This is a genomic window from Sedimentibacter sp., assembly GCF_032080165.1.
In the GTDB taxonomy this organism is placed as follows: Bacteria; Bacillota; Clostridia; order Tissierellales; family Sedimentibacteraceae; genus Sedimentibacter.
The window spans coordinates 61,807-82,622 of record NZ_DAMASY010000005.1 but is presented as its reverse complement, the minus strand read 5'-3'; the positions used below and the strand labels follow the sequence as shown (position 1 = coordinate 82,622).

Sequence of the window (20,816 nt, the reverse complement as noted above, 5' to 3'; positions counted from 1 at the left end):
TACTCACCTCAATGCTAAATTATTCATGCCTCGCGGTATAATCCGCTTTAAGAAACAGCTTATAATCATTAACCTTTATGCCATATTTTCTGAGCATTCGCTCAACGACGTTACGCACTTGATTGGCACTCATATTGGTCATTACAAATACGTCCGTTCCATCCACTTTTCTAGGTGCTCTTATCCCTTTGGGATCCTTGCAAAAGTAAGATACTTTTCTTCCCTGCATGTTTTTATCATTCACAAACGTCTCAAAAGTCGCTCTATCTTTCTTAGCTAATGCTTCACATGTGCTTACAAATACATCCTTCCAATCTTTTGCATCTTGACGAACACCAAAAATTTCAAATCCAGCCGGTCTTTTATATGTATAATCATCATACAAAGTGTACGGTATATTTTGATCTACTCGTAGGGAATCATAATCCGGAAGCTCTTTCAATTCATCGATTGAGTTGTCATCATTTAAAATGTCTTCTTCAATTTCTTCGTCTAATTGCAGACGCTCCGTATACTCTTCTAATTTTTCTTGGACTTGATCAACTGTTTTAAGCATCTCTTGTATGTTCGACATTTTTGTATAATCTCGATTATCAAATGCCCTTCCTAAAGCATCTTTTATGCTTTTAACACTACCTCCAATGCATTGATTGAGTAGCTCAATGCATTCTTGAATCTCTAATGCATCTTTAGGAAATTCAGTTTTCAGAAATGATATTAATTTTTCCATCTCTATCCCCCTATCGTACTTCATTCTGGCACATCAACTTAGTTTGCTCTAATACAATATCCACCGCTTTCGCAGTTTTGTCAGGTGGATATCCATACTTCTTAAGCAACCGCTTAATCGTCATTTTCATTTTTGCCTGGACACTATCACGGATTGCCCAGTCAACACTGATGTTATTCTTAATAGAGACTGTAAGGTCTCTTGCAATTTGTTTAAGAATATCGTCTCCCAAGATTTCTTTAGCTGAATCATTGTCTGATAGAGCATCATAAAAAGCCAATTCATCCGGAGTCAGCCCTGTATTTTCACCTCTCTTTTGAGCTTCGCTTATTTTTTTTGCAAGCTCAATGAGCTCCATGATGATTTGAGTTGTTTCAATAGCCCTGTTCTGATACTTCCTAATCGAAGCTTCAAGTAATTCCGAAAACTTTTTAGACTGCACAAGATTTCTCCTTGAAAACGACTTAATATTACCTTTAAGCAGCCTATTGAGAAGTTCTACTGCTAAGTTTTTCTGTTTCATTCCTTTGACTTCTTCAAGAAATTCATCGGAAAGTATAGCTATATTGGGCTTAGAAAGACCCACTGATTCTAAAATATCAACAACTTCATTGGATGAGATTGCTTTAGAAATCAGCTGATTTAACTCATTATCTAATTGAGTTGTCGTTTTCTTCTTGTTGTCCTCACTAATAATTTTAACAATACTTGCTTTGACAGCCTTATGGAAGCCTACTTCAAGATTAAATCTTTCAGCAATATCCGTTGTCGCACAAAGCGAGTATGCTCTTGCCATCTCATTCACAAGCTTAATATAGTCATTTTTACGCTCTTCACGAAGACCAATAATGTAGTCCATTGTTTCAACAATCGCCTGCATCTTTTCACTTGGCTTACCTGTGAAGAATTTGCCGTAATCATGACCATGAAGCAATTCCTTTATCAGATCATACTTTTCAAGTAGCAGCTGTGCTGCAAGCTCAGTATCGACACCGGTCGTCTTCTTATCACTTTCAGTATACTGATTAAGTGCTTCTTTAAGATTTTCAGCAATGCCAATATAATCGACAACAAGACCACCTTGTTTATCCTTAAACACCCTGTTAACTCTTGCAATAGCTTGCATTAAGTTATGTCCACTCATTGGCTTATCAATATACATAGTATGCATGCTTGGCACATCAAAGCCTGTGAGCCACATGTCACGTACAATCACAAGTTTTAACTCATCATTCTTGTCCTTCATGCGCTTGGCAAGGGTTTCTCTGGTAGCCTTTGTTCCTACATGCTTTTGCCAGCTTGCAGGGTCCGAAGAGCTGCCCGTCATAACAATCTTAATTTTTCCTGCCATTACATCGTCACTGTGCCACTGCGGTCTTAGCTTAATGATTTCATTATATAGATCAACCGCAATTCTTCTACTCATGGCGACGATCATGCCTTTGCCTCCATCATCTACCTGAGCCTGTTCTCTCTTTTCAAAATGCTCAACAATATCATGAGCAATCTGCTGCACTCGCTCCTTTGCACCGACAATGACTTCAAGTCTCGCCCACTTGCTTTTGAGCTTTTCTTTCTCTGTTAATTCCTGATACTCGGTGATTTCTTCATATTCTGTATCTACTTTTGGCTTCATTTCTTCAGGAAGCTCAAGCTTCGCGATACGGCTTTCATAGAAGATTTTAACGGTAGTTCCATCATCGACAGCTCTTGTCATATCATAGATGTCAATGTAATCGCCAAATACAGCCTTTGTATTTTTATCCGTAAGTTCAACCGGCGTGCCCGTAAAACCAATGTACGAAGCATTCGGCAGGCTGTCACGCATGTATTTTGCATAGCCATATTTTATATCTGCTTTGTCATCACCTTTTACAACTTCAGCACCAAAGCCATATTGACTTCGGTGAGCCTCATCTGCTATTACAATGACATTTTTTCTATCTGTCAGTACCGGAACTGTATATGGCACACTGCTCTCTGCAGCTAAGTATTCCGAAACTTCTTCTTTTAATTTATCAGCTGTCGGTGCAAATTTATGAATGGTTGTAAATATAATGCCACCGCTTGTACGATTATTTAAAAGCTCTCTCAAATGGTCTCTGTCATCAGCCTGAACCGGTGTGCATCTGAGTAAATCCTTTGATTTTAAGAAAGTGCTATATAGCTGATCATCAAGGTCATTTCTATCAGTGATAATGACAATTGTAGGGTTTTCAAGCTCCTCATTTATAACTAATTTTCCAGCATAGAAAACCATAGACAGACTCTTACCACTGCCTTGAGTATGCCAGACAACGCCAATCCTTCTATCTCCTTTTTCATTGGTTGCTCTTTCTGTACTGTCAACAGCCTTATTGACCGCATGATATTGGTGATATCCAGCCAAAATTTTAAAGGTATCTTTACCATCTGTCTGAAATAGAATAAAATGCTTGATAATGTCTAAGAAACGGTCTCGCTGAAACATACCTTTTATAAACACTTCCAGCTGTGGGATTGAAGCCGGTGCAGTACCATCCCCATCAATTGTTCTCCATGCCATAAATCGATCTTCATCAGAAGTCAACGTACCCGCTCTTGCATTAATGCCGTCACTTATTACCATGAAAGAGTTATAAGTAAAGAGTGATGGTATCACACTTTTATAAGTCTGAAGCTGGTTATACGCATCGCTTATATCCACGTTTTCATCAATAGCACTTTTAAGCTCAACAACAACCAACGGAATCCCGTTTACAAAGACAATAATGTCCAGTCTTTTTTCTACTCCATGCTCTATAATAGTGAATTGGTTTGCTACCATAAGCTCATTGTTTAGTGGCTTTTCATAGTCAAACACATAGACTTTTTCCGTTCTATAGCTTGAATCTGCCTGCTTAACCCGAACATCAATACCATCGGTAATCATCTTTTGAAATGATTTATTGTTCATAATTAAGCTTGGACTTTGTGGAATCGCTATTTGCCTAAAAGCATCTTTAATAGCTGAAGCTGGCATCTTGGGGTTTATCCTCGTTAGAGCATCTTTTAATCTTTCAGCCAGAATAACATCACTATAATCCTCACGCTCAGGGTATTCACCCTCAGGTGCAATATCTGGACCAAAGGCGAGTTCATATCCCAGTTCTTCAAACCATTCAAGAGCAGCCTCTTCAAGCTGTGATTCATAAAAAGTATTCTTTGCCATCTATTTCACCTCCTCAATTGGTACTCTGATTTCGCCGGACATTAGTTTTGGGAGCAATGAATCTCTTGTATTTACTAAAGTCACATTCTGTTTTTGAAGCCATAACCGCTGGGCTCTTATTACTTCAACAACTTGTAAAAATTCTTGTTGAATGTCTTTAGGCGGGCAAACAAATTGATATTTCAACAAATAATTCATTTTCATGTTAGGTCTTGTAGACGATTCACTTTCAATTCTTCCAATGTACTCTCTGTATTTATCCGTATTGATAACATAATAGAAAAAAGTTGGTATAATTTCATCACTTAGGCGTAGTCTAATCAAACCATTATTAAATACCGCCATTAAGTCTTCTTCAACAATTTGGTTTAATCCTAATGTAGCAGTTCTAGTTACAATAATATCGTTCTTTTTCAATTGATATTTCTTGAAGTTATCATCATCAACCTTACAGTATCCCCAACCATCAATACCTCTTTGATTAGAAAGATCACCAACTCTTACACATTTTACTCCAGTATTATAGTCAACCATCGGAGTTTTTTGAATGGCATCACCACCAGTACAAGAGTGAATAGTAACTGAGTCAACATTAACTACTCTCCACCCCTTAGGAATCAGCCCTAACTCGCTTTCTTCAAACTCGCCATCTTGAAAGGGCTCAAAATCAACAAACCAACTTTTAAAGATTGCCTGTGCTATTTCTTCTAGAGTTTTGTTCATGCAATTATTGAGTTCAATTTTATCATCGAGGCATGATAGGGTTGCGGCTATAGCCTTTTGCTCTGGGAGTAAGGGTAAATTAATCTTTAAATTCTCTAACTCGTCTTGTTGAACACGTTGCCTACCCGAAGACCCTACCATAGACTTTATTGCTACTTCTCGAAAACTAGGACTAATTGCTAAGTAAAATACATAATCATCATCCGTAATACCTGTTTTTTTTCTCATTACTATATACTCTGTAGATCCAAAACCTACTTCATTATCTCCAAGCAATGTTACTTGCGATGTTTTCCCATTTTCGAGACAAGGTGTTATTCTAGCTAAAAGTGTATCTCCATTTCTAAATTTTGTTCCACCTTTAAATTCTGTAATCTCATAATCATCTATAACCTTTGAAAACGGCTTGATTTTTTCCATAGCTATTTTTTTAGCTAATTCATTTTTAGGCAAACTTTCACGTGGATTGAAATCAATTACCTCTTTTAATTCTACTGTTTTCCACTCATTAGAACTCATATCCAACCGCCCCCAATCGTTGCCTGATCTCTTTCTCCAAATGATGAGATTTAGCAAACATTTCAGACAGCTCTTCCGTCAGTCTTGCCATTTTCTCTTCAAATGGCTCATCATCTGCTTCAGCCTCTTCAATACCGACATATCTACCTGGGGTTAAGATATACTCGCGCGCTCTGATTTCTTCAATTTTAGCTGATTTGCAGAAACCTTGAATATCTTCATACTCTTCTTTTCCATCTCTCCAATTATGATATGTATCGCAAACCTTTTTAATTTCTTCATCTGATAGTTCTCTGTGCTTTCTGGTAACCATGGTTCCCATCTTTCTACCATCAATAAAAAGCACCTTGTCCTTTCTATTTTCTCGTTTCTTGGACAAGAACCACAAACACACTGGAATTGTTACGTTATAAAACAGGTTTGTAGGCATTGTAACTATACAATCTACAAGACCAGCTTCAAGTATATTTTTTCTAATTTCAGCCTCCGCTTTCGTTGAAGTACTCATTGAACCATTGGCTAAAACAAACCCAGCTACACCTTTAGGAGAAAGCTTGCTAATGATATGTTCAATCCAAGCATAGTTGGCGTTATTTGCTGGTGGGATACCGTATTTCCAGCGTACATCGTCTTGAACCAGTGTATAGTCACTAACATTAAACGGTGGGTTTGCTAGGATATAATCCGCCCTAAGTGTTTTATGCATATCATTTCCAAAGGTATCTCCATCACGTTCTCCCAAATCTCCATCAATACCTCTGATGGCAAGGTTCATTTTGCAAAGTCTCCATGTAGTTGCCGTGTATTCTTGCCCATAAACACGAATATCATCTTTTCTACCTTGGTGTTCTTCAACAAACTTAGCCGATTGAACAAACATTCCACCAGAACCGCAGCATGGGTCATAAACTCTGCCCTCAAATGGTTCAATCATCCCAACCAGCATCTTAACAATGCTCGGTGGTGTATAGTATTCGCCCTCACTTGATCCAAATTTACCTAAGAAATATTCATATACACGTCCTAAAATATCCTGAGCCCTGGCTTCTTTACTTCCAAGATTAAATGAAAAAAGGTCAACAAGCTCACCAAGCTTTGTTTTGTCCAATTCCGGTCTTGCATAGTTTTTCGGGAGAACACCTTTCAGGTTCTTATTTTCTCTTTCTATTGAGATCATCGCATCATCGATAATTTGACCTATGGTGCTCTGTTTTGCACTTTTCTTAATAAAATCCCATCTTGAACTTGGAGGCACAAAGAAAATATTGTCCTCTGCATAAGCGTCTCTATCTTCTTCAAACCCATCGCCTTCTTCAAGCAACTTGTTATGTTTTTCTTCGAAACTATCTGAAATATATTTAAGAAAGATCAGCCCCAAGACTACATCCTTATATTCTCCAGGTTGAATATTTCCTCTGAGTTTATCTGCCATTGCCCACAAATCATTTTCAAAATCTAAATTTACTGCCATTATGCTCCTCCTAAATGAATTTATTGTATACTTGATCCTTTACACTACTCCACTTCATTTCTGCTTCATAAATCTTGTCTTTATAGCTCTTAAATTCCTCGCAATACAGATCTATCATTTCATACTGTTTTTTTAGTTCCAACACTGGTATTTCCATCTCCATAATATCTGAATGGTTAATGTTCATTATGGTTGTACCTCTTTGGAAACTCTTAATGATAGCCATACCTATTGGGCTTTCAAAAAATATCTTAATATAATCACCCAAAATTTTACCTTTTGGTCTAATAACAATCAAATTTGCAGATGCAATAATTATCTTGTTTTGTTTTTTGAATACTGCTGTCTTTATGGCCGTTCCTCTGCAAGAAAGCACCACATCACCATCTTCAAGTTCATACCTCTTGATTTTTCGTTCATCCTCTTCAATGGTATCCATAACAGAATAATCAATCTCACCATTATCAATGTTTGAAATGTTTAAAATACTTATACTGCCAACAGTTGTATCCTTTTTCAATATTGACTTCCCTCTAAATACTTCCGTCACTTCTTTGAGTTTGACTTTTTCAAGATTAGAACTTTTGAATTTTTGGATATTGGCATCATCATCTGACAACAAGAGCTCAATTCGCCAATCCTCATGACTAAGAAATTCTTGCTTTGTTATTGATTTTAATCCATTTGGTACAAACCTATCTTTTTCTAGTTCAAGGGTTCCAACTTCAATTCTCTCAACATCTCGATTGGTTATTGAAAAGAAATATGTCTTAATTGCAGTTGATGGTCTGAATGTCCCCTCAGGTAATATAAGGATGTTTTTCACATTGTAATGCTCTGCAATAAATGATCTTAGCTTTTCAAAACCTTGAGCTGCAAAGGTTATTTTTGCAGGAACAATGATGTCTAACGTTCCATTTTCAGCTAAGTGCGTCAGCATATTTTCCATCGCTATTCCATCACTCTCCTTTGTCATGAAAGCTTTTCCTATCTCATCCGGCTTGTACCCAAATATGGGAAATGTGTAAATGTATTCGTATTTCATATCTCTAAGACATTCTGAATAAATGGATTCAAAAACTACATTCACATTTGTATAGTCCTGAAATGCAAATTTTAAAAATTTATTCATTAAGTTGTACTGAGTTGTTAATGTAATGGGGCGTTCCTTAAACTCATCAACGAACTCCTTCAATCCAGATAAATGTTTCTCTGCTTCTGGTATAAGAATATTTTTCGGATTTATCGTCCTTACCTTATCATTTATATACGTTGTCAGATAATATGGTGAAATAACCATTCCCATCCTATCATTCTTGTAAATATCTAAAGTAAATTGAATCAAATCTATTTCTTCGAGTGCAGCATAGATATCATAGAAGTCATCTCTATCAGCTGGAAAAAAACCAAGTTCTTCTTCCGTTGCTTTCTTCATAATTTGAAACAACTTCTCTTTATCTTGTTTTATTTTCGGCTCTTCGTTTATCGCCTTACTTGTCATTTTAACTCTTAACATTTCACCAAGTAGCTGTTCCCTGGAAGTAATCTGCCTGCGGTACAATTCATTTAAGGCTATTTCAATTGTATTGTTCACCTTAATCCTCCTTTCTGCACTTTATTACAATTTAATTATAAACTATTATTATTTAGTATGTCAATACTAAATAATAATAGTTTATATGTTAATGCCTTATACTTTCTATATACTAAAGATTCCTCAAATAATTAAGAAGTGTTTTGTTTTGCTTATGCTCAATAATGCTTGTCTCAAAATTTGGTGGTGTTGGCTTAAACCGACCATCCTGACGCTGAAGTTCATACTCTTTATATTGAAAATCTCTCAAAGCACAGATATCAATTTCGTCCACAAGAATCGTGCTGTTTTTTCCACCCTTAGTTTTTATTATATCACGAGTTTCAGATTTTGTAGGAGCCATTACACGGCTATCTCCATATTCTGATGAATTAGCTTGTATACAATAACAATGAAGATCTCTACACATAGATTCGATTATACTGCTAAAATAATTAATATCTTTATTCCACTCTACAGCTACCGTGAGGTCTGCAAATGACTGGAATAATGCACGTTCATGTATTGAAGCCAATTCATAGCAGCAATATACAGAAAACCATAAATCTCTCCAATGAAAAAGTTGATACCCATCTCCCGGCATTATTATAAATCTATATCCTTCAATCATACGTTTTTCCTCAGGAGAATAATGTACTTTTTGATGATAAACAACATGTGCAAAATTATATTCGTCTTCACGATATGGAAGTATGACTGCAGTTAAATTGTATACACCACGACTTCCACTTTCGTCACGAGGAGAAACAATATGCTCTATTCCAGTTATTATTGCCATTTGATTATTTGCACATAATCTTGCAATATCCGGCACCCACTCCCACGGAAGATAATTTTCGGGAAGAACTAATAATTCTACTTTTTCTTTTATAGACGTTTTTATAAGACTAGAAAGCTGATTATATCTTTCATAAGATCTATTTGCCTTTCCCGTAAGCGCCATTTTAAAGTCATTTTCGTATAATCTTGCATTTCCAATGGCTACTCGTATTGTTTTTGATTCTTCACTTTTAACGTGTATATAATGATGCTTATTTTTATCTAATGTCATAATAGATTTAGCTTCAATCTTGTCTATATTAGCATCTTTGCTCTCACCTAAATTTGGGTAATTTAACTTCTTATATAAATATTTTATTTTTTCTAATTGGGCTTGTGGATCCACTATTTCTTTTTTATTTTTAATGTTATCACACGCCAATGCAAACGAAATTTCTTGAGGTGTGACCATGTAAGGAAAATAATAATAATTCAATTCCCAATTAACATTGACCTTTTCTAATATGTCATCAAACTTACAAAGTCTAATGTTGGATTTTTTTTCATTAAAAACCGACTCATTAATACATCCAATTGGCAATGGAATCACATACTTATTTACCATTTTACTAAGACAATATAATTTACGTTTTTCATCAAAATAATTAGATACTTCTATGGCATTCGCATCTGTAAACAATTCCAGATGATTTTTTAAAAAAATCTCAGAAATATTCGCTAAAACCTTATTAATTTTTTCTCCCCAACATAGAGCTGACGTCCTATGTATTGCAGATTTCAATGTAAGTAATAATGCCCATTTGTTACTATGACTTTTTACTTGTTTAACTAAAGATTCTGGAATTTGAAAATTATCTATAGCTTTGATAATATTCTTAACAAGTCTTTCGTAACTATCAAGTCTGTCATTGACAACCATAATTTCCAGTAGCCGTTCCCATAAAGTATAGTTTTCTATCAATGTACGGTTATCCATAATAGCAAACAAATCCTTTTCAAATGCATTTTCTTTCTTGTCTCGTATCATTCCTCCAACTTTTCGGTATTTACCTAAAAACTTGGAGAGAGAGAATTTATCTATTGATACACCGGAAACTCCACGCAATTTATGCAAAGTTTCCGTATTATTAAGTTGAAATATTTCACTATAATCACTTCTTTCCAATACAGCATCCATATCCGGAAGATGACGAAATTCACTTGCATTTTGACCAATTTGAGTTCTAAAGCAATCCAAAAGAGCTCTTGTAGCTCCTTCACGAAAATAGAACACCTTCACTTTACTATTCTGAATTCGAATATCAGATTTTATATTGGTTTTATTATTTGATGACAATATTTCTGGATTTATACGAAACACCGTAACCGTTTCTTCATTTTTGTTTGTATTTTCTCTCCTATACACTTCTAATTCTTTAGGCGTTAATTCATTTTGGGGTACAGGAGTAAAGAGTTCTTGATTGCAAGCGCCGTATTCAGGTACGATTCTATTTGACGCACAAGCACGAAAATAGTAATCAATCACATTTTTTATTGTAAGTTTTTCATCAGACCTACCTTGTGCCTTTTTCCTCAACGGACTATTTTTTTCAACCTTATCTACAATAATAATGTCATCCACATATCTTCCGTAATAAACCGGGTTAAATCTTCGTACAATAGCAGAATCAAAGGGGGTAAGTACCCAATTAGATATAATATTGGATGGATAAAATCCAATCGGTAATATTGTTCTCTCTGATATTTGCAATTCCGGATCACTACTTGCCTTTCTAACAAGTTCAGAATATTTTTTTAATACCTGATAGATAAAACGGTGTATACGAACTATCCAAGCTTCATTTTCTTCCAAAGATCTTATAATTTCTTCAAAATCATCTTCTGCAATATGCACACTATAAAAAAAGCTCTTCAGATCAAGTGTCAGTATAATCGCATCCTGTTTATCATCTAATCTTTCTTTAGCGTACTTCAGTGCCTTATCACGCCAATTTTCGTATTGTGAAAAATATGGCTCAAAAAGACTTGGTGAGTATGTAATATCTTGCGTTTCCGGATTAAACAATGATTTACGCAAGCGATTTCCATAAGAATGTTCATACATTATCGGTGTTTCATCATCACTAAAATTTTCGAGCGTTGAACCAACCTTCATCACCCATAAAATACTAAGAATATGAGCTTCAATAGGTAAGTCAATAAAATATTGAGCCTTCTCTAACTCAATTGGTTCATTATCAGAATTAAAGATAATCTGATTTTTTGAAACATCTACAAGTTTCTTAGGATATACCAATAAATCAATTTTTTCAAGAAGTTCGTCTACATAAACATTCCAATCTTCTTCATCGCAATCAATATTTTCAGATAATTTAGTTAATTTATCCTCAATGTCGGAAGTTTCAAAGGATACCAATCTATCTCGCAAAGGAAGTAATGTTTTATCAAAATAAACTGCAGCTTTTAATTTTTTATATGCAATTTTAACTCTGTCGAGCATCCCAAAATCATCATTCATTTTATCTATCCTCCAATATGTTGCTTTTTGCTTTCTTACTATGATTCTGCATGTGCAGCTTCACTCTCATCCAATTCTAATTCATAATTAATCAATTCATCATATCCCAAAAAATAATGCTCAATTAAATCCCATCTTTCGTTATTTGTTTTATCTAACAACATAAAGTTATTTACGATTTTTGCAGCTCTTTTGTGTCTCTCTTCGATCTCTGTTAACAAGATATTTTTATATTTTTCCGATTCCGAAAGTCTTTTTAATTTTAACGGATCATTAATTCTAACAAAAATCTGCGAATTACGTCCTCCCGATAATTCATATGTTGCAAGTCCAAACATCTCTAACATGGATGCAACTAATTGAAATTCGCTGTAATGTTGTCCATTCTTTGGAATTGGTAGGTATGCGATAAAGCTTTTTCTATCATCACTATTTGGTTCACTGTTTTTTAAATACCTTTTAATACTTTGCTCAACAAACCCATATTTATTTGTTCTAAAGCAGTACGAATTCTCAATATGTGTTTCGTTTGATTTTCTCCTTTTTTCTATAAACTTCCACTGTTCGGTCGGGATTTCATCATACCCAACACCTTCATAACAAAAAAGATCTAATAATAAAATTAAATATTCTCTTTTTATTTTTTCTTTATAATAATTTTGCAAATTTATGCTAAAATCATCAAAACTAAACTCTCTTCCTCCATATTTTCTCTTAATGGTGTTAAATGCCGCTTGCAGTGATGACGCAATTTTTGATAATTTATTTTTTGCGATATCATAATTTTCATTATAATGTATTTCTAATCTGATTCTTGGTGCTATTTTAACATCTGCAGAGCTGAATAATTCTCCCATGAAAAATTTATACTTAAAATTAGCAAATGTAATGTCATCAAATTTTTTCTCCCATACCTTACTCAAATCGATTTCATAAATCTTGCCTATATTATATGTATGAACTTCAGAGCTTTTTCCAAAACCTGCCGTAATTCTCGGCTTATCATCCATCATAACTTCGCAATAACTACCATATTCTTTTAAAAAATTATCTTCCGTATCACTTGGAATACAGATATAATGTATAGAAAAAATATTTTTAGCTCTGACATTAATAACTCTGAAATGATATTTTTCAAGTAAATCTGAACTCAGTAGCATTAATCCACTTTTTACTTTATTATCAATACTCTTGCTATCAAAAATATATCCGAATATTTCGGGTGATATTAGTAAATTTCTATTATTTTTCTGCACATATAAATTATACAACTTTTTCATAATTGCCTTTATTTGATAATGCCTTAACCCGGATAAGCCCCACAAAACAGATGCATAGTTCATATCATTTTTAAGATAATCTATCATTGCATAACCCCTTTCAATTTTCCTTGCGGCACGCCCAATTTCTTGAACATAATCAGCAAGAGTTCCTGTAGGTGCATAGTGATATACTACTTCAACATCAGGAATATTAATTCCCATGCCAAATGCTTTTGTAGCTAACATTATTGATAAACTACTGTTTTTAAATCTATTATAGGATTCATTTTTTTCGTATTTGTCCATCCCACTTCCGCTGTATTTCTCTATATACCTTTTATAGCTTGGTTTCATTTCTATGATCTTCTTAAAAACATCTTCTATTTGAGACACGTAAGGAAAATATACTATGGATTTTTTATTTGATTCAATCAGCTCTATCATTTTCTTACACGTCAAATCTATTTTATCCTCTTTTTTTGTATTGGATTTCTTTTCTCCGGCAACATTAATATTAAATTCAATTGAATGTGTACCATTATCGCGTCTAACACTTCCAAAGTATATATTATCCTGTGAACATACAAGACTCATGCTCTTTAACAAGTCTCCTACAACATCATCTCTACCACCAAAGACTGCAGTTGCAGTTAAGCACAAAACAGGAAATTTCATAGGATCATTATACTTGCTTCCTACCCTTAATTTTTCTATATACTCTCCTAAGAACCAATAATCCACCCTAAAATCACGACCCCAAGAAGTTACCAAATGGGCTTCATCAATTACAAATAGACCTATTTTTCTATCTCCAATTATATTTCTTATATCATTTGCTAACAGTAATTCAGGAGATAAATATACTATTGAATATTTGCCATTTTTTATTCCTATAATCCTATCTTGTCTTTCTTCAAATGTTATTTCAGAATTTATATATGTTGCAAAGTCAATATTACGTCCTTCAATTTCATTTACTTGATCGTTCATCAGAGCAATTAACGGGGAAATTACTATTGTTAATAGTCCATACTCCTTATGCAAATATATTGAGGGTACTTGAAAAAATATAGATTTCCCAGTTCCGGTCGGAGCCGTTATGACCATATCCGAATACGTTTTCTCATCCTTTGCATTTATAGACTGCTCTATTACTTTAGAAATTAAAATACCCTGTGATAAATTAACCGTTTTAGTACTTGTAGCAGGATCCTCATATATTGTTATATCTCTAAAACATGCACCTTGACCCCAATATGTTTTGAATAATTTTAAGTATTTATTTTCAAATTCATATTCCAATGTTCTTTTAGATTTATCTATTATAAAACTTACATTAAAATGTTCCCCAAAGGAATTTAAACATAAAAGCATATTATTTATTTCTTTTGACTCCGGCATTTTAATTACGTATTTTGCATCGTGTATTAATCCATTAAGAAGTTTATATTTTTCATATTCCAAATCATTTAAATTCACTACATTTCCATCTAATATATTTTCTCTGTAAACTTTTTGATTACCCTCAAAAAAATTGATTTCCTCTATCTTTTTATTTAAATCAACATCATAATGCTTATTAATATATGAAAAAAATATCTTACTGTTATAGACCTTAGCATCTGAATAGAATTTTGTTATAACATCTTCCTTATTTGAATCATCGTCAAAAATTTCCATGATATTCTTTTCATCTGCATTTATATCAATTGGAAAATAGCCATTATATAAATTATTTTTGACAACTATTATTCGACCTGTATATACATTAAAATCATTTAGAATTCCCGTAAGAGATATCAATTCTTCGTAGTATGCCCATCGCAATCCATCAGAGTTTAATAATGCATTTAGTTCCAGCCTATTGTTCATCTTTAAACAATCACAATAATAATGATTATTATTCAAATCATAACTTGACAATCTTTTATATCTCATATCATTTAAAGTTTCATAAAATATCCCGGGAAAACCTTGAAAAAATAACAATGTTTTTTCATTGTTAAACTTATTTTTCATAACAAACTGAGATATTAGTTCCTTATATACATTTGTTATAGTCATATTATCCTCCAATACATTTTTACGGCAACGTTTGGTTATGATTTACAAAGCTATAAATTTATGATTTCTTTTTAATATAATACTACAATTTGATTATTTTTACAATTATTACCGACAAAATTCCTAAAATTAATACATAATATCTTAATTATCTCAAGTTTTAAACTATTACCACCCATAGAAAGTAAAAAATTCGTTATTTCTAAGGGACTTCGCCAATTTTTTCAAGCCTTTGTAAAAGTTCTTGTTTTTTATGATAATTTACTTAAAAAAGACAGAGTACGTTTTTTAACATACTCTGTTCTTTTTTGATTTATTTATATTAACTTAATGAAATTGGGGGCTTATCGCCCCCCTATATTTTATTTAAAACAACTTATTCGTCGTAATTATCACGATTTCCGCGGATGCCTTTTCCTTCAGGCCACCTTTTATATCAAAGGCGTCTGCGGCAATTATATTATCCATTACCGTACTGACTTGTACTGCCGTCAGATCATCCAATGGATCGTCCAGATTGCAGGTGAAGGTACCGCCTTCCACACATTTGAACGACATGGTCAATATCGTAGCCATAACATCACCCCCTTGCATTCAGATTCATTTTGATATTATTCCTCTATAAGCGTATATTCTTCTTGCTTGACAATATCTCTGAGAGAATGCTTTTGGAGAGATGCAATATTTTTTGCAATGTCAAGCAAAGCCTGATCTTCAGCTCCTGACCGTGCTTTATCCAGAGTCTTATATTTTGTTATCTGCTTATCGTTGTCGTCGAGACCTGCGTCCATCACCAACCTTACTTTACTGTTCTTGTGAATTTTGATTACTGGCATAATATCACCTCCCTTCGCGCCCATTATACACACAAGCTGCAAAAATGTGACAAGCTATGGATAGCATCAGTAGTTTAATGCATTAGCACCCGTAATTGAAAGAGAAAGCGCCCTAAAAACCGATTTTCCCCAATCATCGACATTGGAATTTCCTCTTGACAACCACCCCCCACTCATGATATAACACTGTTATATAACAGTGTTATATTTCATTAAAGAGGTGGAGAAATGGTTGATGAATCTACTCAAAACCGCATCTTAGATGCCGGGAAAGCAGAGTTTCTGGAAAAAGGCTATAAAAATGCATCCCTTCGCAGCATTGCCCAGAAGGCAGGGGTTACTACCGGGGCTATATACGGATATTATCCTGACAAGGCTGCTTTGTTTGGTGCGCTTGTTTCAGAGCCTGCGAATTATCTGCGGGACTGGTATCTTTCGGTGCAGCGTGAATTTGAGGCATTTCCTGCGGAATATAAGGAAGAACAAATGCACGAATATACGAGCAATGCTTTAGATGAATTTATAAACTATATATACCTGCATTTTGACGCATTCAAGTTGGTGGTATGTCACTCTGCCGGAACCGGATATGAGTACTATATTGACAGTCTGCTTGAAATCGAAATAGAACACACAAAGAGGTTCATAGATGCCATGCGCGGCTTGGGTCATGACATCCCGGTCATTGATGATGATATGAACCACATTCTTTCCGGTGCATTTTATTACGGCATATTTGAAACTGTGGCACATGATATGCCCAGGGAGCGGGCACTTGAGTACGTCCGAATTTTAAATAAATTTTACAGTGCCGGTTGGGATTCAATTTTAGGGCTGAAATAGTCCTGAATTTTTTTAACAATAGGTTAGTTTATGCTAACTAAATACATTTATAGGAGGAATTATATATGAATCATGATTCAAGGGGAACAGTATCGTGGCTGTGGGAATTTGCCTCCCCTCACAAGGGAGGATATATTGCTTCGCTGATATTTGCTACGCTTGGTGTAGCCTGCGGAATGGTGCCTTATTTTTGTGTGGCACAAATAGTTCTTGCACTGCTGCGGGATGAAACTGCCATAGGCTTCTACGGCTTTTACTGCATCATTGCTGCGGGCTTTTGGGTGCTGCGTTACCTGTTCCATGGAATTTCTACTTCTCTGTCTCATAAATCTACTTTTGCCGTAATATCAGAGGTGCGGCTGAGGTTAACCAAAAAACTCACCGTTCTCCCTATGGGCTACCTGCTGGACACTCCATCCGGAAGGCTGAAAAATATACTTGTGGAGCGTGTGGACAGTATAGAGCCTGCTCTGGCACACGTTGTACCGGAAATGGGAGGCAACATTTTAGTGTCCGTTGCCACTATAGTTTATCTTTTCGTACTGGACTGGCGTATGGCATTGGCGGCTCTGGTTCCGCTGCCTCTGGGCATAATATGCTACATGGGCATGATGGGAGGATATGAAAAGCGGTTTGCCAACTATGTTGACAAAAATAAGCGTCTTAACGATATCGCTGTTGAATATATAGGCGGCATCGAGGTTATCAAGGCATTCAACCAGTCGGCTTCCTCTTATGAGAAGTTCACCACTGCCGCAAGGGAAGCGGCTGATTCTGCAATAGACTGGATGCGATCCTCTCTTCCATTTTTCTCTGCGGCAATGTCCGTATTTCCTGCGGTACTGGTAAGCGTGCTGCCCATCGGTACCATGCTGTACATGAGGGGCAGTCTGCCTGTCGATACATTTCTTGTAGCAATTATTCTGTCTCTTGGAGTTATGGGACCGCTCATCACTACCATGAGCTATACTGATGATATAGGCAAGGTACATACAATTGTAAATGAGGTAACAAGCGTGCTTACACAGCCTGACCTTAAGCGCCCTTCTGCTGAGGCAAGGATGGACGGCTATGACATCATCCTTGAAAATGTAAGCTTTGCTTATCATGAAAAAACAGTGTTAAACGGAATTAATCTCAATATACCGGCAGGCGGTGTCACTGCGCTGGTAGGCCCTTCGGGCGGGGGTAAATCTACTATTGCAAAGCTCATCGCATCATTGTGGGACACAGGCAGCGGCAGAATAACTATAGGCGGAACAAATATACAGGACATACCGCTTTCACAGCTCAACAGCATGATAGCATACGTTGCTCAGGATAATTATCTGTTTGATGAAACCATACGGGAAAATATCCGCATGGGCAAGCCCTCTGCAAGCGATGAGGAGGTTGAGCAGGCAGCCCGTCAAAGCGGATGCCACGACTTTATTATACAGCTTGAGCACGGATACGAAACCTGCGCCGGAGGTGCAGGCGGTCATCTCTCCGGCGGAGAGCGCCAGCGTATAACTATAGCACGAGCCATGCTTAAGGACGCACCGATTATAATTCTTGATGAAGCTACAGCATACACGGACCCGGAAAATGAAGCGGTTATCCAGACGGCGGTGTCCAAGTTAGTGGAAGGCAAGACTCTCATCGTAATTGCTCACCGTCTTTCTACCATCACCGATTCTGATAATATTGTTGTAATAGATAATGGTCAGGTATCGGCACAGGGAACACACAGCCAGTTATTGGAGTCATCTTTGCTATATAAAAATATGTGGGATGCCCATAGATCTGCTAAGGATAGTATTGTTCAGGAGGTACTTTCATGATAGGTATATTCAAAAAATTCTTTAAATTCAGCGGTGATCAGAGCCGCCTGTTTTATCAGTCACTTGGGCTTTCACTGATACATGCTATATTTGAGGCGCTGCGGATTCCGGCAATCGCCATTGTGCTTGAAGCTATCATCCGCGGAAATGTCAGCATGCAGACTGTGTGGTCTTCCCTCGTCGTCATGCTCATAAGTATTACAGGCTGCACCATTACCCGCCGCAGCCTTGCCATGAAGCAAACCGTCGGCGGATATACGGTAGCCACCAACAAGCGTGTGGAGATAGGCGAACGCTTAAAGTATATGCCTATGGGTTATTTCAATGACAACAGCATAGGCGACATTACCTCGATTACAACCAACACTGCCGAAAATCTGCAGGATGTTGCCGCACGGGTAATTATGCTTACCACTCAAGGCATTCTGACCACTGCCATGCTTACCCTTGCAATTTTGCTCTACGATCGGCGCATAGGGCTGCTGCTCATACTGGGTATTGCTGTATTCTTCGGCATTAATGCTCTCATGCAGAAAAAATCCCACAAGGTTTCTCCTTTGAAAACTGAGTCTGATACCCGGCTGGTGGCATCTGTTCTGGAGTATGTGCAGGGTATCGGAGTGGTGCGTTCCTACAATCTTGACAAAGAGGCCAACAAAACGGTTGACCTTGCCATCAGGGAAAATGAGGAAGTCAACGTGGGTCTGGAAAAAGCCTTTGTACCGTACACCTGCATTCAGAGCCTGGTGCTTAAGCTGTTTGGCATCGCCATGATTTTTCTTTCAATAACGCTTTATATAAACGGAACCATGGAGCTTATAAGCTGTCTCCTGCTTGTTATTTCATCATTTATGGTGTACGCCCAGCTGGAATCTGCGGGCAATTACAGTGCACTCCTGAGGGTATTGGATCTCTCCATGGACAAAATCAACAAGGTATTTGAAACTCCGGTCATGGATATAGACGGCAAAAAAATCAAACCCGAATCATATACCATAAAGGGGAAAAATGTCACCTTCCGTTATGAAAACAAAAAGGTAATAGACGATGTTTCTTTTGAAATCCCCGAAGGTACTATAACTGCCATTGTAGGACCCTCAGGAGGAGGCAAGACAACCCTCACAAGCCTCATGGCGCGCTTCTGGGATGTGGACAGCGGAAGCATCACCTTAGGCAATACGGATGTGCGTGAGTACACACTGGACAGCCTCCTTGCAAACTTCAGCATGGTTTTTCAAAATGTCTATCTCTTTAATGACACCATTGCTAACAACATAAAGTTCGGCAAGCCTGACGCTACCATAGAAGAAGTGGAGGCGGCAGCTAAAAAGGCGTGCTGCCACGGCTTTATCAGCTCCCTGCCCCAAGGATACGATACTGTAATCGGTGAAGGAGGCGCAACTATCTCGGGAGGAGAGAAACAGCGTATATCAATTGCACGAGCCTTGCTTAAGGATGCTCCGGTGATTATTCTGGACGAAGCCACAGCCAACGTTGACCCGGAAAATGAATCTCTGCTGCAGGATGCCATTGCCCAGCTTACTCATGGCAAAACTATTATTATGATTGCACACAGGCTTAAAACTGTACAGAATGCCGACCAGATACTGGTACTGGATCAGGGCAAAATAATTCAGAGAGGCACCCATCAGGAATTAATGAAATCCAGCGGTCTTTATGCTGAATTTGTCAGTATGCGTGAAAAATCTATCGGCTGGAAATTAGGAGCATAAAATAATTATTGACAAATTTTAAACAGTCTGATAAAGTGATAATTGAATTATCGATATTTCAATTATCACTTTACACTTTTTTCTGGAGGTTAAATAAATGTCCAAACCGGATCTCTCCATTGACCCGCGTATAATGGAGAGCGCAAAAAAAGAATTTCTTGCCCACGGGTTTGAAAAGGCTTCATTAAAAGCAATATGTGAGGATGCAGGAGTTACCACAGGTGCGCTGTACAAAAGATATAAGGGAAAGGAAGAATTATTCTGTGCCGTAGTAGAGGAAACAGTTAATGCATTGAACGATTTTGTGGAAATGCGCAGTTCTGCTGATGTAAGTGAACTGACTGATGAAGCTCTCATAAAGGCATGGGAAATGGACGAAAGCATGCTGCCATGGCTTGAGTACCTGTACCGATATCACGACGGATTTATTCTTCTGATTTCATGTGCTGCAGGAACCAGATATGCCAATTTTCAACATGACTTTGCAGAGACAATGGCAATTAAAACTCATGAATATTTTATGGAGGCAAAAAGGCGTGGTCTGACTCATGCAAATATCTCCATGGAAGAAATGCATATCCTGCTTTCCGCATTCTGGACGACAGTCTATGAGCCTTTCATTCATGGCTATACATGGCAACAGATGGAAGCACATTCTGACCTGATCTGCAAACTGTTCAACTGGAAAAGGGTTTTAGGGTTTAGTTCGTAATGACAGAAAACCGATTCC

Annotated in this window: 13 protein-coding genes; 4 read left to right on the top strand and 9 right to left on the bottom strand. The window is 36.6% G+C overall.

Features of this window, described 5'->3' with window-relative positions; all coding sequences use genetic code 11:
- Window positions 1-19 precede the first annotated feature (19 nt).
- From RT412_RS08600 to RT412_RS08560, 9 genes are all read right to left on the bottom strand, one after another.
- A complete protein-coding gene (locus RT412_RS08600) occupies window positions 20-730 on the bottom strand; it encodes a hypothetical protein (RefSeq protein WP_313340066.1) in 711 nt (236 codons plus the stop codon).
- Window positions 731-740: 10 nt separating this feature from the next.
- Window positions 741-3,920, bottom strand: a complete 3,180-nt coding sequence (locus RT412_RS08595) for a type I restriction endonuclease subunit R (RefSeq protein WP_313340064.1) — start codon at window positions 3,918-3,920, stop codon at window positions 741-743.
- Window positions 3,921-5,162: a restriction endonuclease subunit S gene (locus tag RT412_RS08590; RefSeq protein ID WP_313340063.1), complete on the bottom strand. Its 1,242-nt coding sequence runs from the start codon at window positions 5,160-5,162 to the stop codon at window positions 3,921-3,923. It abuts the gene before it with no gap.
- Window positions 5,152-6,633: a class I SAM-dependent DNA methyltransferase gene (locus RT412_RS08585; protein WP_313340061.1), complete on the bottom strand. Its 1,482-nt coding sequence runs from the start codon at window positions 6,631-6,633 to the stop codon at window positions 5,152-5,154. Before RT412_RS08585 ends, RT412_RS08590 begins: the two co-directional genes overlap by 11 nt.
- Window positions 6,634-6,643: 10 nt before the next feature.
- On the bottom strand, window positions 6,644-8,227 hold the full coding sequence (locus tag RT412_RS08580) for a restriction endonuclease subunit S (RefSeq protein ID WP_313340060.1): 1,584 nt from the start codon (window positions 8,225-8,227) through the stop codon (window positions 6,644-6,646).
- A 112-nt stretch (window positions 8,228-8,339) separates the two neighbouring features.
- Window positions 8,340-11,525 carry a reverse transcriptase domain-containing protein gene (locus tag RT412_RS08575; protein ID WP_313340058.1) on the bottom strand — a complete coding sequence of 1,062 codons (3,186 nt, stop codon included), beginning with the start codon at window positions 11,523-11,525 and terminating at the stop codon, window positions 8,340-8,342.
- Between the two features lie 38 nt (window positions 11,526-11,563).
- Window positions 11,564-14,851, bottom strand: a complete 3,288-nt coding sequence (locus RT412_RS08570; protein WP_313340056.1) for a DEAD/DEAH box helicase — start codon at window positions 14,849-14,851, stop codon at window positions 11,564-11,566.
- A 366-nt stretch (window positions 14,852-15,217) separates the two neighbouring features.
- Complete coding sequence (locus RT412_RS08565; RefSeq protein WP_313340055.1) at window positions 15,218-15,427, bottom strand: DUF2922 domain-containing protein; 210 nt, start codon at window positions 15,425-15,427, stop codon at window positions 15,218-15,220.
- Between the two features lie 35 nt (window positions 15,428-15,462).
- The gene (locus RT412_RS08560) at window positions 15,463-15,687 is read right to left on the bottom strand and encodes a DUF1659 domain-containing protein (RefSeq protein ID WP_313340054.1); all 225 of its coding nucleotides are present in this window, start codon (window positions 15,685-15,687) and stop codon (window positions 15,463-15,465) included.
- 228 nt (window positions 15,688-15,915) lie between these two features.
- On the opposite strand from RT412_RS08560, the gene RT412_RS08555 reads away from it, so the two are divergent.
- The 4 genes from RT412_RS08555 (at window position 15,916) to RT412_RS08540 (ending at window position 20,798) form a co-directional block, all read left to right on the top strand.
- Window positions 15,916-16,530: a TetR/AcrR family transcriptional regulator gene (locus RT412_RS08555; protein ID WP_313340053.1), complete on the top strand. Its 615-nt coding sequence runs from the start codon at window positions 15,916-15,918 to the stop codon at window positions 16,528-16,530.
- A 65-nt stretch (window positions 16,531-16,595) separates the two neighbouring features.
- A complete protein-coding gene (locus RT412_RS08550; protein ID WP_313340052.1) occupies window positions 16,596-18,353 on the top strand; it encodes an ABC transporter ATP-binding protein in 1,758 nt (585 codons plus the stop codon).
- The gene (locus tag RT412_RS08545; protein WP_313340051.1) at window positions 18,350-20,086 is read left to right on the top strand and encodes an ABC transporter ATP-binding protein; all 1,737 of its coding nucleotides are present in this window, start codon (window positions 18,350-18,352) and stop codon (window positions 20,084-20,086) included. Before RT412_RS08550 ends, RT412_RS08545 begins: the two co-directional genes overlap by 4 nt.
- 97 nt (window positions 20,087-20,183) lie before the next feature.
- On the top strand, window positions 20,184-20,798 hold the full coding sequence (locus RT412_RS08540) for a TetR/AcrR family transcriptional regulator (protein ID WP_313340049.1): 615 nt from the start codon (window positions 20,184-20,186) through the stop codon (window positions 20,796-20,798).
- The last annotated feature ends 18 nt before the right edge of the window (window positions 20,799-20,816 follow it).

Coding starts and splice junctions, on each gene's coding strand:
- RT412_RS08600 (WP_313340066.1), bottom strand. CDS start 730: ATGGAAAAATTAATATCATTTCTGAAAACTGAATTTCCTAAAGATGCA.
- RT412_RS08595 (WP_313340064.1), bottom strand. CDS start 3,920: ATGGCAAAGAATACTTTTTATGAATCACAGCTTGAAGAGGCTGCTCTT.
- RT412_RS08590 (WP_313340063.1), bottom strand. CDS start 5,162: ATGAGTTCTAATGAGTGGAAAACAGTAGAATTAAAAGAGGTAATTGAT.
- RT412_RS08585 (WP_313340061.1), bottom strand. CDS start 6,633: ATGGCAGTAAATTTAGATTTTGAAAATGATTTGTGGGCAATGGCAGAT.
- RT412_RS08575 (WP_313340058.1), bottom strand. CDS start 11,525: ATGAATGATGATTTTGGGATGCTCGACAGAGTTAAAATTGCATATAAA.
- RT412_RS08570 (WP_313340056.1), bottom strand. CDS start 14,851: ATGACTATAACAAATGTATATAAGGAACTAATATCTCAGTTTGTTATG.
- RT412_RS08565 (WP_313340055.1), bottom strand. CDS start 15,427: ATGGCTACGATATTGACCATGTCGTTCAAATGTGTGGAAGGCGGTACC.
- RT412_RS08560 (WP_313340054.1), bottom strand. CDS start 15,687: ATGCCAGTAATCAAAATTCACAAGAACAGTAAAGTAAGGTTGGTGATG.
- RT412_RS08555 (WP_313340053.1), top strand. CDS start 15,916: ATGGTTGATGAATCTACTCAAAACCGCATCTTAGATGCCGGGAAAGCA.
- RT412_RS08550 (WP_313340052.1), top strand. CDS start 16,596: ATGAATCATGATTCAAGGGGAACAGTATCGTGGCTGTGGGAATTTGCC.
- RT412_RS08545 (WP_313340051.1), top strand. CDS start 18,350: ATGATAGGTATATTCAAAAAATTCTTTAAATTCAGCGGTGATCAGAGC.
- RT412_RS08540 (WP_313340049.1), top strand. CDS start 20,184: ATGTCCAAACCGGATCTCTCCATTGACCCGCGTATAATGGAGAGCGCA.